The sequence below is a fragment of the Treponema bryantii NK4A124 genome, assembly GCF_000421345.1.
In the GTDB taxonomy this organism is placed as follows: domain Bacteria; phylum Spirochaetota; class Spirochaetia; order Treponematales; family Treponemataceae; genus Treponema_D; species Treponema_D bryantii_B.
Window position 1 is genome coordinate 333,873 of record NZ_ATWV01000001.1, and the last position, 16,097, is coordinate 349,969.

Here is a 16,097-nt window from a genome sequence, read left to right on the forward strand (position 1 = left end):
GCTGAGCCTTTTTCTTAAAATCACTAGCGGGCAAGTTCGAATCTCTCCTGCTCGTCTTCGTCGAGCTTTGGCAGTTCTGCAATTGAGTTCAGGCGGAAAAGCTTTAAGAACTCTTTTGTTGTTCCAAAAAGTGTCGGGCGGCCAGGAGCCTCTTTTTTACCGACTTCTTTGATGAGGTTTCGCTCCATCAAAAGGCGGATCATGTTATCTACGCCAACGCCGCGAATCTGTTCAATTTCTGCACGGGTAATTGGCTGTGAATAGGCGATGATGGCAAGGGTTTCCATAGCTGATTTGGAAAGGCGGCCTTCGCGTTTTGAACCGTAAAATTCTTTGAGCACTTCCCAATATTCTTTTTTTGGTGCCAGACACCAGCCGCCTGTAATCATTGCAAGCTCAATGCCGGAATCTTCTGCGCCGTATTTTTCTTTTAATTTTTCAAGGCACTTTTCTGTTACTTCTTCGGAAAGCTGTGCTTTATTTGCAAGCACCTTGGCGGTAAGTGGTTCGCTTTCCAGAAATAAAATAGTTTCAACAAGTGCAGTTTCTTTATTAAAGTCCATGAGTGAGATAATACCACAAATACGAACAATAAAAAAGATATTTGCCACACGGATTGGATTTTGCTAACGCAAAATCTTTTTTATAATTTTATATGGAATTACGTTAGTAATTCCGAATCCGTGTGGCATAAATATTAATTTGAGGTCAACTCTTCTTCTGAAGGGATATATCCAGAATTATCTTCTCGGGCACAAATCTTAATATCGCCGAAAAGTTTATTCTGGAAAATTGTAATCATCTTAAATTTTACTGCTTCGAGGATTGCCATGAAGGCGCAGATTACGTCCATTTCGTTGCCAGGTCTTGTAAGAAGATCTGTGAACATACATTCTTTTTTGTCTTCAAGAAGCTCATTCATGAGGGTGATTTTCTCGTTTACAGAAATCTCCTCGTACATATTCAAAATCTTTTCGTTTGAATACTGCTTCATGATAGACTTGAAGATATCCTGCATCTGCTGCAGAAGTTCCCAGGTGTCTACCTCTTCCCACATATCTTCTGTATCATCAAATGGCAGAACGCGCTGAATCTTTTTGCGTTCAAAGTTCCATTCTGAATCATCTTCCTGCTCTTCCATAAGAGAGGAAAGCTTCTTAAACTTCTGATATTCAATAAGTTTTTCTACAAGCTCTGCACGTGGGTCTTCTTCATCCTCATCATCATAAGCAACTTCAACAGGAAGAAGCATTCGGCTTTTAATGTAAATGAGTTTTGCAGCCCAGCTGTAGAATTCCGAAAGGTCACCCAGGTCTGTCTGTACTGCGTAATCAAGATATTCAAGATACTGCTCTGTAATCTGAGCAATAGGGATGTCGTAGATATTTACTTTACTTTCACGGATAAGAGTCCAGAGAAGGTCGAGAGGTCCTTCAAATTCACCGGCCTTATAAGCATGCTTTACTGCAACTGCTGTTCCGTCATTGTTATTTTCCATTTCTTCCATATTCTACCGCCTTAGGGAATTCCATTAATTTTTTAATTCCTTCAGCCCCACCCGTTTTTTTGACGGCCTCAAGGCATTTTATATATTTTTCCCTAACTAATTCATCGGCAGAATATTTTAAAACTTCAATGGAAGGTATCAAAACAAAGGCTCTTTCTTCCATCCGGATATGCGGAATCTGAAGGTCGGGAGCGTCGATTGTTTCATCTCCAAAAAGTTCTATATCTATATCGAGGGAGCGGGGACCAAAGCGTATTTCCTTCGCGCGGTCCCGGCCGTACTTAGCCTCGATTTCGTTTATTTTATGTAAAAAATCAAATGCGTCGGCAGAGTCGGCCACATAGCCGATGGCCGCCGCATTGTAAAAATCTTCCTGGTCAGTAACATACATGGCAGGCGTTTTGTATACGCTTGAAAAATGCAGGTCACTCATCAGGCTGCAAAGCTCCTGACCAGCAGCGGCAAGGAGCTCAAGAGGTGATTTATTATTGAAAGATTTGTTTGAACCAAGGCCCAGAAGCACTCGTTTCATAATAATTCACCTCCGTCGCGTCTATTACGCCTCAGCCGGAGCCTCAGTTGCGGCGTCGGCCTTCTTAGACTTCTTAGTTTCCTTTTTCTCAATCACCTGGCCAGGGAACACTAATTCACGTACCTTGGCTTCGATGTTGGCTGCAACCTCTGGGTTTCCTTCGATAAAGGCAACTGCATTTTCCTTACCCTGGCCGATTTTCTCCTCGCCTATTGTATACCATGCGCCACGCTTATCGATGATTCCATGCTTTACAGCAGAATCAAGAAGCGAAGCACTTGCGTTAATTCCCTTACCAAAGTAAATGTCGAGCTCGCACTTTCTGAATGGAGGCGCAACCTTGTTCTTTACAATCTTTACGCGAACACGGTTTCCGATTGCATCCTCATCGCCCTTACCGTCAATAGTTTCTACACGGCGGATTTCAAGACGAACAGAAGAATAGAACTTAAGTGCCTGTCCACCAGTAGTAGTTTCAGGGTTACCAAACATAACGCCAATCTTCATACGAATCTGGTTGATGAAGATTACGATACAGTTTGACTTACCGATTATTGCTGTAAGCTTACGCAGAGCCTGACTCATAAGGCGGGCCTGCATACCCATAACAGCGTCACCCATTTCACCTTCAATTTCCTTTTCCGGTGTAAGAGCCGCAACAGAGTCTACAACTACAACATCAACCGCGCCACTTCTTACAAGGTTTTCTGTAATTTCCAGAGCCTGCTCACCAGTGTCCGGCTGAGATACCCAGAGCTCATCAATATTTACACCCAGGTTCTTTGCATAAACCGGGTCCAGAGCATGCTCTGCATCTACAAAGGCTGCAACGCCTCCAAGCTTCTGAGCCTCTGCAATTGCATGAAGTGCAAGAGTAGTCTTTCCCGAACTCTCAGGACCATACATCTCAATTACACGGCCTCTCGGATATCCGCCGATTCCCAGAGCTTCGTCCAGCAAAATAGAGCCCGACGGAATTACTTCGATGCCGGCCGCATTTGCCTTGTCGCCCAGCTTCATGATTGCGCCCTGGCCGAACTGCTTCTCAATCTGAAGACGAGCCGCCTCCAGAGCCTTCATTTTCTCCGATGTGTCCATCGGACTTACATTTGTGTTTGCCATTTAGCCACCTTCCTCCCACATATAATATGGGCTAAACCTAATCATTTTAGGCAGTTTTTATGAAAAAAAGTTGAAAAATTTTCATTTTTTCCGTTTTTTTATCAAAAAAACAGCTTTATATATCTGCTATTTATGCACACTTTGATAGACTGCGCGTCCTGCAAGACAGACCATTCCGTCTTCCAGTACAATCTTTCCCAAAACCTTTACAGCCCTGCTTGTATCAATTGTCTGGGCTGAATCAAAATGAACCCTCACCGTACCTTCATACTTTGTAAGAGTTTCATCTCCAACAAGCAGGTCGCAGGTATAAGAACCGTCTTCGTAGGTTACGGCATTAGAAATCTTACCACCCCAGTTTACCCAGCAGTCCAGATAAACGGCAGGCTTTTCTGCAACCTCAGCGAAAGACGGAACATCAGTAATAGAATCAAAATCAGGAATTTCAAAATAGCCCATAAGGAGCCGCGTCTTTTTCTTTACTGCAACCGACGCATCTGAATTCAAAATTACATTTACTTCTACCTGGGCTGCATTATCTCTGTGAGCCTGGAAATACTGCAGGGCTTTGTTGTAGCGCTTATTGATTTCCTTGCTTGAAAGTACAAAGGCATAAGACTGAGAAGATAAATCTTTTTCCTTAGCATCTGATTTTTCGTCTGAAGAAAGTTCCAGCTTTGTTAAATCTGCGCGGGGACCATTATAAATCTGTCCCCTCGGGAAAAAGATGAAGGCAAAAAGGCAGCCAAGCACAAAAGCTGTTCCGGCAACCGCAATCAGGGCAATCCGGTCTGGGTTAGATCCCAGCGGCGGATAAAACTGTTCAATTTTGCCTGTATCTACCCAGCGGCAGATAGTATCATAATTGCCGTGAACACGGATAAACTCCATAGCCTCATCAGCAGTTTTATTCTGAGGATCATTTTCCTTTATTTCAAGATAATACTGAAGGGCACGGGCTGTATCACCCCTGCGCAGAAAAATTGCAGCCTGGCCCAGCAAAAGTCTTGTATCAGTTAATTTGATTCTGCGGGCCATTTGAAAATATGAAGAAGATGCACCAATATCACCTACATAAAGACATGCAATTCCAAGAGTAAGGTAATATTCAAAGTTTTCGTCGTAAATCTCTTTTTTTGCTTCCAGCCGCTTGATTGCTGTTGCAAAATGCCGGCGCCTCATATCGAGCCAGGCAAGACTCAGTGCATCTTTTGCCATAAAGAACTACTGCCTCAAATAAGTAAGAATAGCATCCAGCTCTGCATTAAGCTGAAGCAGTTCCTGACGATTCAAAGAAGGAGAATCTTCTTCCAGAGCAGCAATGCGGTCCAGCAGAGACTGAATATATTCCGGAGTAAGCTGCTCTTTAGACATATTCTTTATATAGAAATCTACATTAGGAATTTCTGCTGGAGCAGAAGGTGCAGACTGTGCTGCAGGCAGATCAGAAACTGTTTCTGTAAGGCCGGTAAACTCTGTAACGCCAGACGGTTCTGCTGCTTCTTTTTCATCTGCAGAGAAAGGAGTTATAACTTCAAGATTACCTGCAGCCTTTACATCAGAAGTTTTCTCTTCTTTTTCAGTAAAGTCTTTGCTGTAAATATATTTTTCACCTGTTGCAGGAGTACCGTCTCCAGAAAGAGCCATATAGAAAACAACTTTGCCAGATTCTCCCGGAGCAAGTTTCATAGGCTTCCAGATTGCACAAACACCAGAGTTATTATATGAAAGAACTGTATCAAAAACCCGGTAACTAAGCATATCAGGTTCCCAGCTGTTTTTTTCAAAAGTAGAATAATTTGCAAGTGCAACAAGTTCAGGTGCCGTACAGTCTGCCCCTGTAAAGAAAAGCTGCATTGCGGCATTCATATTTTTTGAAACAAACCATTTCTGATTCTGCAGAGTTCTGTATAAAACTTCGTTCTTTACCGGAATATCTTCCCAGGTATAATAATGGAAGGCAGCCGCTTCACCAAGAACAGTATCAAGAATTGCTTTTACAGAAAATTCGTCGTTACGTTTACTGATATTCTTTACAGTAACCGTTACCTTAATCATATCTATATCTTTTTTCTTTTGAGAAGCAAGGCAGCCGAAATATGCGCTGACCTGAGCAACAGAAGGAACTTCATAATTGATAACTACGCCATCTGTTGTCTGTCTTGCACCGGTACGCACACTGCTGTCTGTTACAAGGTTATAAGTCTTCTTTGAAGTCTTAAGATAAAAAGCATTTGTAATATATTCGTTTGCTGTATTCAAAACAGGAATAGGCTTATCCTTTTCGTTAAGAACTGCAATTGTATAAGCTCCAATTCCGGATTTAACTTTCAGCTGAATCTTACCAAAACGCTCGTTTAAATTCTTTTTTGAAGATTTAATCCAGCCGGTATAGTCTTTAGATTCTGTTTCTGATTCAGGAGCAGCCTCAGTGCCGGCTTCGCCTGCTGTAACAGCAGCAGCGGCCTCCCCTTCTGCGGGTGCGGCTGTGAGTGTTTCTGCGGTCTGGGCAGCAGCCTGCTCTTCTGCAGGAGCTTCTACTGCAGTCTTGTTCTTAGCCTTTTTCTTTGCAGCTTTTTTTTCTGCTTTTGAAGTTTTACAGAAAACTGAAGCCAGAAGCAGAGTGATTATTGCTGCTGAACAAATTATCTTTTTCATTGCCCCTCCGTTCCAGAAGTAGAATTCTTCTTATCAAGCATTTTTTGTGCTTCAAGGGCCTTTTCCTTAAGAAGCTTTAACTGATATTTTCTTTCATCAAAAGGCTCCGGAGCCGGTACATCCTTTTCTCCAGCCTCTTTTAATTCCTGAATTATACGGTCAGATTCTTCCTGATTGTTTTTAAGAGCCGCAATCTGCTGTTCAAGTTCAGCAATCTGCTTTTCCAGAGTTTCGTTTCTCGCCTGGGCAGCAGAAAGCTTTTGTCTTGTAGAATCCATTGCCTCGGAATTATAAAGCCGCAGCTGACGTTCATACTCTTCCTTTGCAGAAAGATATTCTTCTCCAGTCTGCTTTAAGAGATAAAGTAGTTTTTCTTCACGGCCGCGCTGTAAAATTGTTTCAAGGCGGTACTGGGCAGCAGGTGTTTTTGGAGATTCCGGATATTCGGTTACAATACGCTCGTAAACAGCTCCTGCCTCATCATATTTATAGCCGGCAAAAAGTGATTCGCCGATATAGAAAAGTGCATGTGAGTATAATTCATCATCTGTATAAAGATGACAAAAGTCGCTGAGCACTACAATTGATTTTTCATATTCACCAAGCTGATATAAAAGCTTTCCCTTCTGGTAGTAAACTCTTGAGTAATAAAGAGAGTCAGAAAAGTTTTCCAGAAAGAAATTGCAGTCGTCGAGGGCAGCTTTATTATCGCCGTCGTAAACTTCTGCCATAATCAGCATAAAATAAGTATCCGGATTTAAATTCTCTTTATAGGAAACTGCTTTTTTCAGCATGAACTTTGCATCGGTCCAATCTCCCCTCGAATATGACTTACAGGCTTCTACAAAAGCAGAAGCTGCAGATTCTGAGGCCGATGCATACATAAAAACAGATGTACAAATCACTGCCACTGCAGTGATTTTCTTAAAAGCTTTTAACAATCTTCTCAACTCCATTTAAGGCTGCCGTTAAAAAAGCAGGAGCCGGAAACAACTATGTCTGTACCGGCGTCAATTACAGAGTTCAAAGTCTCGTTGTTAATACCGCCGTCTACAGAAAGCAGATAGTTTAATCCATGCTCTTCCCTATACTTTTTCAACTGGGCAACTTTTTCCACACAGGAAGGAATAATCTTCTGTCCGCCCCAGCCGGGATTGACAGTCATCACTAATATAATATCGGCAGAAGGCAGTATTTCCGACAGTAATGATACAGGTGTACCAGGACACACTGCAACGCCGGCCTTTTTACCCATTTCATGAATCATCTGAATTACGCGGTGAGCATGATTTGTTGCTTCCCAGTGAAAGGTTATCCAGTCTGCGCCTGCCTTTGCAAAAGATTCTACATGAAGTTCCGGTTTTTCAATCATAAGATGAACATCAAAAGGAAGCTCTGTAAGTTTTCTGATTGAACGGATTACGGGCTCACCGTATGTGATTTCGGGAACAAAAGAACCGTCCATAACGTCGATATGAACTGCCCCGCCCTTGTTGTCTTCTATTTTTTTAATCTCACTTCCCAAGTCAGCAAAGTTTGCAGAAAGAAGTGATGGTGCAAGAATTTGAGTTTTCATTTGGTATATATTTTAACAAGAAAAACTAGAATTTACAATATAATTGTAAAAATTGGACAATTCTGCAGAAAAATCTGACGGGCGGAGCAGGCAGTTTTTTTTACACCACCGAGGATTATTGTAACTTCACATCCCCTCCTTCAAAATAATCTCCAAGTAAAATTTCAAATAACACGGAAATGTAAAGTTTGACTCCGTAGTGAAAAATGATACTCGCCAACATGTGTAAGGCCGCTGGCGGCCGGTGTTCAATAGCAAAGCGTTAAAAAAATTGCGAAAGCAATTGTTAGCTTTACCACCTCCCCCGTTGGCGAGTGTCATTTTTCACGAGAGGAGGCAAACTTTAAGAATTTTCGTTACTTTTAACAGAAATTTTACTTGACAGATTAACACTTTCGCTTTATAAATATTGTCCCAATTTTAACAAAATCTCATATTTTTTATTGATTAAAAATCTTTTCTTGTATAAAATAGAATTTAGACACTATGGACTTTCAGACAGAAGCTGAACTTAAGGTTGCCCTGGGCTTTCTGCAGCAGGGAAACCCTTTAGAGGCACAAAAAATCATAAGTTCTCTCTTCGAGCATGACCTGGAAAGCACAGAGCTTATGTACACAAATAAGTGCTGCATCTTCTGGATAGATTCCATAAAGCGTCTTAAGAGTATGAACGATTCGTTCGAACGCAGCGAAAACATACTTCTGGAATGGAAAAACTTTCAGGATTATATTTCCCGCGAAAATAAACCTTACGAACCGGCTTTATTTGCCGTTCAGCAGGGCTTTTTTAAGAACGCATTGGAAGAATACAAAAAAATGCTGGATGAAAAAGATCCTCTGCAAAAAGCAGAAATCTACAAAAAAACAGGCATCTGCTACAAGAAGCTTGGAGATTTCGAAAATGCAAGGGCCTTTCTCAGAGAAGCAAACGATATATATCCGAATCTTTCTTCGGTACTTGCAGAGCTGGCAGACTGCTACTCTCTTTGCGGCGAAGACAAATTTGGAAAAGTACTGTATCGGGAAGCTTTTTTTAAAGACCCGGACAGCATTGACCTCGATTTTCTTGATTCTGAGCTCATTAAATGTCTTATAGAAAAGACAAAGAGCAAAGGTTATTCAGGAAAAGCGCTCCTCTATTGGATTCCGGTATACGGAGTTCTCGGCGGAGTTTTCAACATTAAGAGAGAGCTGACTTCTCAGGAAGTCGCCAGACTAAAAAAAGACATCTACGCAATGGAAAATGAAATCAAGGATCCTTCGTGCAACAGCGAGATTCTTATTCCGCGTATGCTGAACTGTTATTTCTGGCTTATGGATCATTATGACTTGGCAAACGAAAATCAGGCCAAGATTAATGAAGTGTTATTACGAATAAAACTTCTGGATACTTCTGTATACGAGATGTATATCAAATAGCCCAGACAAGGAGATTAAAATGGCAGATTTAATGCAGTCAATTCAGGACATGCTCAAGGAAGAGACTTGGACTCGTGCAACAATCAGTAACTACACTCAGAACAATCTTAAGGAACTTGCAGACCTCGTAGAACAGGCAAAGAGCGAAGGAATCATTAAAGAGGTTCATGAGATTTGTCAGGAACACCTCTCTCATTCTAAGGACAGTATCATCGCCCTTTACATCTGCGGTATCCTTGACCTGCAGAACAGCTCTCTAGATAACTCAAACCTTGTAACTCTCGTAGATATTTTCCAGAAGAACCACAAGGAAAACATTGTAACATATCTTTGTGAAAGCATTCTCAATGATGATGAAAATAACAAATTTGCCCTCAGAACCCTCGCAGACAACTACCTTGCAGAAGGTAACTCTAAGGTTTGGGAGCTTTACGAAAAAATCGTACGCATAGACTTTGAAGAAGCTGACCTTGCAAAGCTCCTTGCTGAGCACTACGAAAATGAAGGCGATGCAGACAACGCAATCAGCTACTACAAGAAAGCAATTCTCCGCTACATCAACGCAAACAACTACAATGCATGTAAGGAAGTATGGACAAAGCTCGTTCAGCTTATGCCGGATGAATTCGACTTCTTCCAGAACATCAGAAGAAAGATTTCTAAGCAGATGGGTGATATTAAAACTACTACCCTCATGCAGGAACTCTACAACTACTATAAAGACAACAAAAAATGGGATACTGCAATCATCATTCTTAAGCAGAATCTCGAAATTGATCCTAAAGATTCATGGGCTCGTAAAGAAATTACAGACTGTTTCCGCGGTAAATATGCTGCACACAGCCACCTCGAAGACTACATCCGCTCTTCTAACCTTTCACAGAGCTACAGAAACGTATTCGAAGCTATCAACGACTTTGAAAAGCACATCGCTTTTGACAAGGGCGGTTTTGTATTCCACAGAAACTGGGGCGTTGGTATCATCAAGAGCCTTGATAACGATACTCTTACAATCAACTTTGGTAAGGCTGCAGGCATCCACGAAATTAAGCTTTCTATGGCCGTTACAGCCCTCAAACCTCTTGCAAAAGACCACATCTGGGTACTCAAAGCCCTCAACTATGTAAAAGAAGGTGACAAGAAGGTTCCTCTTGCTGAAAAAATCAAGAAGGATAAGGAATGGACTCTTAAAACAATCATCAAGAGCTACGACAACAACTGTGACCTTAAGACAATCAAAAACGAACTTGTACACACAGTTACAGAAAAAGACGGAAAAACTAAGAAAGAACTCGGTATTCTTACTTCCGGAGAATGGACTTCATGGAATGCAGCAGCAAAAAAGATTCTCGAAACAAATCCTGTATTCGGTGTAAATCCTAACGACATCAATATGTACACTGTTCGCGAAGGAAACATTACTCCTGTAGAAAAGCTTGCAAACGAGTTCAAGGCTCAGAAAGCATTCTTTGCCCGTGTAGATATCTTTATGAAGTTCTTTAATGATGAAGATATGGACCGCACAAACGACAACTTTGCCGAAATGTACGCATACTTCACAGGCTTCCTCAAGAATATTTCTAAGATTACAGAACAGGTTATTGCTTCTTACCTTATTGCACGCTATGTAAGCGCTCAGGACTCACGCTTCCTCTACCCTGTAAAGGAAACATTCGCAGAAATCTACAGCCGCATTGAAGATCCACGTGAGCTTTTCAAGGAACTCAAGGATTCTAAGAATACTCACCTCAAGGCAGACTTCCTTGAATGCATTAAGATGCTTCCAGACTGGAACAAGGAATATATCCGCCTCTTCCCTACTGTACTCGACATGAAGCTTATCAACGAGCTTATTAATGCAGGCTTTACAGCAGATGTTCAGAAGCTGGCAAAAACAAGCTTTGAAGCATACAAAGATTACCGCGAAACTGTTCTTTTCTTCTTTGAGAAGTGTCAGAACCTCGAATGGTTCAAGAATGCTGGTATTTCTTACGAAAAACAGCTGATTACCCTCATCAACGTAATTGAACTTACATTCCGCGAAATCAACAACCACGTTAATACAACAGAAAACAAGAAGATTAACAAGAAAGCAACTGAGCTTCTTTTCGATAATGATACAATCTTTAATTACATGTTCGCTAAAGACGAAGACACTGTTAAGAAGATGTACACTCTTATTGATGATATTGCAGACATTGATCCTTCTTACAAATCAACTGCACGTAACAAGATTCTTGAAAAATACCCAGACTTCAAGTTCCGTGTATCTGAAGAAAAGCTTACACAGCCTAAGGGCATGATCGTAACTTCTAAGAAGCTTGCAGAAAAGAAGGCAGAAATCGACGACATTAAGAATGTTCAGCTCGAAAAGAACAAGGTTGAACTTGCAGATGCAAAGGCAAAGGGAGACCTTAAAGAAAACGCTGAATACCAGGCTGCTAAGGAACAGAAGCATCAGCTTGAACTTAGACTTTCTAAGCTTCAGGAAGAGCTTAACCGCGCCGTTATCTTTGACCCTACAACAAGCACAACTGCAATTGTTTCTTTTGCTACAGAAGTTACACTCCACGACAACATCGAAAACAAAGATGAAGTTTATACAATTCTTGGACCTTGGGAATCTGATCCGGATAACAACATCATTTCTTACATGTCACCATTCGGAAACGCAATTCTCGACAAGAAGGTTGGAGACAATGCTAAGTTCGTAATCAACGAGCACAGCTACGATTACACAATTAAGTCTATTAACAAGGCAAAGGATTTCTAATAAACTTGCCCGCTAAGCGGGCAGGAAAAGTCAGACAGGAGAGATTTTCAAGTGGATAACCTTACAGCAAGAATCATTGAATTGTCATCGGGTGTTTATGTAATTCCCGGTACAACAAATGTTGGTGTAGTTACAAATGAAAATCTCTCTTCTAACGGCTCCTCTGTAGATGTATATCTTATTGATTCCGGCTCTACAGAAATTGACGGAGAATACGTTTTAGACGTACTTAAAGCTTTTTTTGAACAGCTGGGACAGACCTTTAACGTAAAAGCAATTATAACAACCCATGGGCACCCAGATCACTGCGGTGCCCATAATTTTTTAAAACAGGAAACAGGCTGTCAGCTCTGGGCCGCAAAGCATGAACAGGGAGCTATGGAAACTCCAATAATACAGGGAACCGTTTTATGGGGCGGCTACCCTCCTCACGAAATGCGTACCCTCTTCTTTATGCCTTCCCCAACTTATTTAGACCACGCAATTAAGGCTGATGAAATTATCGAACTTTCAGGCGGCCGTAGACTTTCCTTTATGGAGCTTAATGGTCACAGTTACCAGACTTTCTGTGCCATTATTTCTGATAAAAATGATAAAAAAGTAATTTTCCCTGGCGACAATATTTTCCCGCGTAACGAAATAATAAATCACTGGATTCCTTTAATTTTGAATCCGGTTCAGTACATGGAGTCTCTGGATAAACTCTGCGCAATTGAAAAAGTTGAATGGTGTATTCCAAGCCACGGAGACTTCTTAAAACGTAATATTAATGAAGCAGCAGAGCTTAACAAAATTGCAATTATTTCTACAAGAACCTGCATTCTGGATTCCTTAAAAACAAAAAAACGAATGACTGTAGAAGATATTGTAAAATATGTTGCAGATAAAAATGATCTGCAGATGACCTTCAGCCAGTACGCCCTGGTTTACTCAACTGTAAAATCTTATATTGCGGTTATGCATGATGCCCGCGAAATAAAAATGGAAGTGAGCGACAATAAATTGTACTTCTCACTTCCAGTGCAGAAATAAAAAAGTGGTTTCGATACGATAGGTGCGTCAGCACCGTACTACTCCAACCACCGGTGGTTGAGTGCCGCGAAGCGGTGTATCGAAACCACCTTTCCTACTCTTAGTATTTATTATTTACCTCTTTGCTCTCGTCCCAGTTCTCAATGATTTTCGAACCGCTTGAAGTTCCGATTCTGCTGGCACCTGCTTCAAGCATGGTAATAAGGGTTCTGGCACTTCTGATTCCGCCCGAAGCCTTTACTCCCATATCAGGACCAACAGTCTCACGCATAAGCTTTACATGATGCTCGCTTGCTCCGTTAGGAAGAGGATTTCCATCGATTCCCTTTGGATTTGCAAAGCCTGTAGAAGTCTTAACAAAATCAGCACCGGCCTTTTTTGCACAAAGACAGCAGTTTACAATTGCAGCATCATCGAGAAGACAGGTTTCAAGAATTGTCTTTACTATGATATTTTTACCGAGTTTTTTTCCGGCTTCTTTACAGGCAGTAACAACATCAAGAATATCAGTTTCTACTTCTGAAAAGCGTCCATCCTTAGCAGCACCAATATTGATTACCATATCAATTTCATCTGCACCATTGGCAATTGCATTTTCAGATTCATTTACCTTATCTTTTGTAGTTGTTGCACCAAGTGGAAAGCCTACTACAGTACAAACCTTTACACCAGAACCTTCCAGTTCATTTGCTGCAGCAGAAACATAAACAGGGTTTACACAAACGGAAGCAAAACCGTAACGGCGGGCTTCCTGACACAACAAAACAATTTCTCTGATTCCAGCCTGTGGAGCCAGCAGAGTATGATCAATATATTTAGCGAGTACGTCTTTAGTCATAAGCAGATTATACTTTACAACTAAGATTTATTCAAATATCAGTTGCGATTTTTCCCCTGTTGATGTATTATTTTAACTAGATTTTAAATTTTATAGGAGCAAATATGGCATTTAAAATTACAGACCAGTGCGTAAACTGTGGAGCTTGCGAACCGGACTGCCCGGTAGGAGCAATTGCAGAAAAAGATGGCGCTCGCGCTATCGATGCTGAAAAGTGCATCAGCTGTGGTTCATGCGCAGCTTCTTGTCCAGCAGAAGCAATTGTTGAAGAATAGATTGATTTCTTTTAACTACGTAACGGGGCTTTCTAAAAGACAGCCCCGTTTTTTTAACATTTTTTTATTTAGCCTCTTTTTTCTGATTTTCTCCCCGGAGAAAGGTTCTGCGGGTTTACTTTATGCAGATGAATCAGAAGATAAAATCAACAGAATCATAATTGAAAAAGATAAACTGCCGATTATAGACAGCATTTCCCCTTCCCGCGCCAATACAGTTTTCCGCGATTATAACAGTATTGTGGAATCAAACAGAAAAGCCCTAAGCGCCGGCCGTGAACCGGAAATAATGTTCTTTCAATATAAAAACACAGAACGTTTTACCTTCCAGGGAGTAGCTGCACGTTCTACAATGAATCAGGAAACCCTGGCAACATTAAATCAGATAGAAAATGCTCAGGATGATGTAAAGGAAAAAACATTCATTCTGCCGGTTGTAGACGGACTTTTTATTGCCATGGACCGCGGAATCAACTCAATTGAAGTACTTTTGCAGGAAAATTACAGCCATCAAACCTTAACAAAAAATGTCATATATTATAATATTGAAGGGAGAGATTATATCTTCTTACGCAGCAAACGCTTTACCCCCACAGAAAGAGCATATTTTCTCGACTCTGCCCTGAGACTTCCGCTGGACAATGATTCCTATTGGGTTTCTTCGGAATTTGGAAAGAGAAAAAATCCTTTTTCCGGAGAAATGAAAAACCACAATGGAATTGATTTAGCAGCAGAAGAAGGTACTCCGGTCTACGCCATAAAAGACGGCGCTGTTTATGCGGCAATCGAAAAGGATGTCGAGTTCGGAAATTACTTAATTCTGAGTCACGACCAGGGTAAAATGACAAGTGTATATGCTCACCTTTCTAAGATATTTGTAGACAGATATCAATACGTAAAAAAAGGTGATGTAATAGGCCTTGTAGGCCAGACGGGAAAGGCGACCGGTCCTCATCTTCATTTTGAAATAAGACAGGGCGGAAAGGCCGAAGACCCAAGAAACAGACTGAATATTAAAGAGTAATGAAAAAGCTGACTTGCACTAAAACAATTCTGATTTCTCTCCTTACTGCCTGCTGGAGCCTTAATTCTCTGGTTGCAGAAAGCTTTCGCGTAAGCAAAGTTCATGAGATTTCTGTTACCCAGACAGCTGAATCTGAAGACACTGCAAAGCTTGGTATAAACGAAGCCCTTGCCATTACCCTCCCCGCAGACCAGACCTTTATAGAAGGACTTGAACTTAAATTTGATATTCCCGAGGCAGTTGCTTCCTGGATGGATTCTGTAGCCTGTTCTGTATATGCAAACATCAGCCCTACACCAAAGGCTTCGCAGATTGACTATAGCGGTACCAGAGCCTATGTAAAAACCTTACCTGGTAAACTTTCCTGGGTTCTGCAGATTCCACTTAAGAAAGACAATTCCATAAAATCAAATAACTATACAACAAAAGTAGATACTGTAATAAGCCCGTCTAAAAATGTAATTTTTGTACGTTTGCAGCCGGTTATGAAAGGCGTTCCGGAAGAAACACTCAATGCAATTATTCCAATTACAGTAAAGCCGATTCTTATGAACAAAGGCCAGCTTGTCTTTAAGCTTCTTCCTCCGGAAAAAAAACTTGAGCCATGTACTATTTTTGTAGATGACCAGATGCTTTCTGATTCAGACAATCAGAAGGTACTGCTGGATACAGGCATTCATAATATTTCGATTATTTCTGAAGCTTACCGCAACGAAGTACGTACTGTCCGCATTGACCGTGCAAAAACAACAGAGCTCTTTGTAGAAATGAAGAGTCTTGAGCCTACCCTGCTTATTACTGCACCGGAAGGTACTGAAGTTACCCTGGATGATGTAAAATGCACAAGTTTTGGCAAGGAATTTGTAATTTCCGAAGGTGAACACAAAATCAAGTTCCACATTGGTGATTATGAAATTGTGCGTTCTATTACCGCCAACAAGGGCAAAACCTACACCGCAAACTTCTCCCTCGACCTCGACATTACTGAAAACTAAGGTCTCTGCAGCGCAGCGAACGAACATCGTCATTGCGAGGAGCGAAGCGACGAAGCAATCCACAAAAAAATCTCAATTATTTTTTCATTTAGATTAAAGATTTCGGGTACTGGGGTCGATAATAAATATATCGGGAACATTTTCCCCTCCCACCCATGTTCCCGATATGCCTGATGGGCATGGCTCGGATCTATTCCGAGCCTTTTTTATTTTAAATCATTATCCCGCCCCCCCAGTGAAAAAGAGTCCCAGCCAACGGGGTGATGTTGTCTGGGACTCTTTTTCACTGGGGTGCTGGTCAAGTGTTTTGTAAAAAAGGCTCGGACTCTCTTTACACGGTGGTTGA

At 41.3% G+C, this 16,097-nt stretch carries 15 protein-coding genes; 6 read left to right on the forward strand and 9 right to left on the reverse strand.

What is annotated here, in order from left to right:
- Positions 1–23: 23 nt before the first annotated feature.
- The 8 genes from scpB to rpe all read right to left on the reverse strand — a co-directional run bounded on the left by scpB (position 24) and on the right by rpe (position 7,395).
- Positions 24–563 carry an SMC-Scp complex subunit ScpB gene (gene scpB, locus G626_RS0101455; protein WP_022931017.1) on the reverse strand — a complete coding sequence of 180 codons (540 nt, stop codon included), beginning with the start codon at positions 561–563 and terminating at the stop codon, positions 24–26.
- A gap of 134 nt (positions 564–697) precedes the next feature.
- Complete coding sequence (locus G626_RS0101460) at positions 698–1,507, reverse strand: segregation and condensation protein A (RefSeq protein ID WP_022931018.1); 810 nt, start codon at positions 1,505–1,507, stop codon at positions 698–700.
- Complete coding sequence (gene folK / locus G626_RS0101465; RefSeq protein WP_022931019.1) at positions 1,488–2,039, reverse strand: 2-amino-4-hydroxy-6-hydroxymethyldihydropteridine diphosphokinase; 552 nt, start codon at positions 2,037–2,039, stop codon at positions 1,488–1,490. The genes G626_RS0101460 and folK overlap by 20 nt, the downstream gene beginning before the upstream one ends.
- 24 nt (positions 2,040–2,063) lie before the next feature.
- Entirely contained in the window at positions 2,064–3,161 is a 1,098-nt protein-coding gene (gene recA / locus G626_RS14955) for a recombinase RecA (RefSeq protein ID WP_022931020.1), read from the reverse strand.
- Between the two features lie 126 nt (positions 3,162–3,287).
- Positions 3,288–4,379, reverse strand: coding sequence for a tetratricopeptide repeat protein (locus G626_RS14960; RefSeq protein ID WP_022931021.1), 1,092 nt, complete (start codon positions 4,377–4,379; stop codon positions 3,288–3,290).
- A 6-nt stretch (positions 4,380–4,385) separates the two neighbouring features.
- On the reverse strand, positions 4,386–5,819 hold the full coding sequence (locus G626_RS0101480; RefSeq protein WP_022931022.1) for a hypothetical protein: 1,434 nt from the start codon (positions 5,817–5,819) through the stop codon (positions 4,386–4,388).
- Positions 5,816–6,760, reverse strand: a complete 945-nt coding sequence (locus G626_RS17105; protein WP_022931023.1) for a tetratricopeptide repeat protein — start codon at positions 6,758–6,760, stop codon at positions 5,816–5,818. The genes G626_RS0101480 and G626_RS17105 overlap by 4 nt, the downstream gene beginning before the upstream one ends.
- A 5-nt stretch (positions 6,761–6,765) precedes the next feature.
- Entirely contained in the window at positions 6,766–7,395 is a 630-nt protein-coding gene (gene rpe, locus G626_RS0101490) for a ribulose-phosphate 3-epimerase (RefSeq protein ID WP_022931024.1), read from the reverse strand.
- 486 nt (positions 7,396–7,881) lie between these two features.
- Between rpe and G626_RS0101495 the strand changes: the two genes are divergently transcribed.
- The 3 genes from G626_RS0101495 to G626_RS0101505 are packed head-to-tail and all read left to right on the forward strand — an operon-like array spanning position 7,882 to position 12,619.
- Positions 7,882–8,814: a hypothetical protein gene (locus G626_RS0101495; RefSeq protein WP_022931025.1), complete on the forward strand. Its 933-nt coding sequence runs from the start codon at positions 7,882–7,884 to the stop codon at positions 8,812–8,814.
- A 19-nt stretch (positions 8,815–8,833) separates the two neighbouring features.
- Positions 8,834–11,587, forward strand: coding sequence for a transcription elongation factor GreA (gene greA / locus G626_RS0101500; protein ID WP_022931026.1), 2,754 nt, complete (start codon positions 8,834–8,836; stop codon positions 11,585–11,587).
- Between the two features lie 51 nt (positions 11,588–11,638).
- Positions 11,639–12,619 (forward strand): MBL fold metallo-hydrolase, encoded by a 981-nt coding sequence (locus G626_RS0101505; RefSeq protein ID WP_022931027.1) that lies wholly within the window; start codon positions 11,639–11,641, stop codon positions 12,617–12,619.
- A 100-nt stretch (positions 12,620–12,719) separates the two neighbouring features.
- On the opposite strand, the gene deoC is transcribed toward G626_RS0101505, so the two are convergent.
- Entirely contained in the window at positions 12,720–13,457 is a 738-nt protein-coding gene (gene deoC / locus G626_RS0101510; RefSeq protein WP_022931028.1) for a deoxyribose-phosphate aldolase, read from the reverse strand.
- A 104-nt stretch (positions 13,458–13,561) separates the two neighbouring features.
- On the opposite strand from deoC, the gene G626_RS0101515 reads away from it, so the two are divergent.
- The 3 genes from G626_RS0101515 to G626_RS0101525 are packed head-to-tail and all read left to right on the forward strand — an operon-like array spanning position 13,562 to position 15,751.
- Positions 13,562–13,732, forward strand: a complete 171-nt coding sequence (locus G626_RS0101515; protein ID WP_022931029.1) for a DUF362 domain-containing protein — start codon at positions 13,562–13,564, stop codon at positions 13,730–13,732.
- Positions 13,719–14,756, forward strand: coding sequence for a M23 family metallopeptidase (locus G626_RS14970; RefSeq protein ID WP_196800448.1), 1,038 nt, complete (start codon positions 13,719–13,721; stop codon positions 14,754–14,756). The genes G626_RS0101515 and G626_RS14970 overlap by 14 nt, the downstream gene beginning before the upstream one ends.
- Complete coding sequence (locus tag G626_RS0101525; protein ID WP_022931031.1) at positions 14,756–15,751, forward strand: hypothetical protein; 996 nt, start codon at positions 14,756–14,758, stop codon at positions 15,749–15,751. Before G626_RS14970 ends, G626_RS0101525 begins: the two co-directional genes overlap by 1 nt.
- Positions 15,752–16,097: the final 346 nt, after the last annotated feature.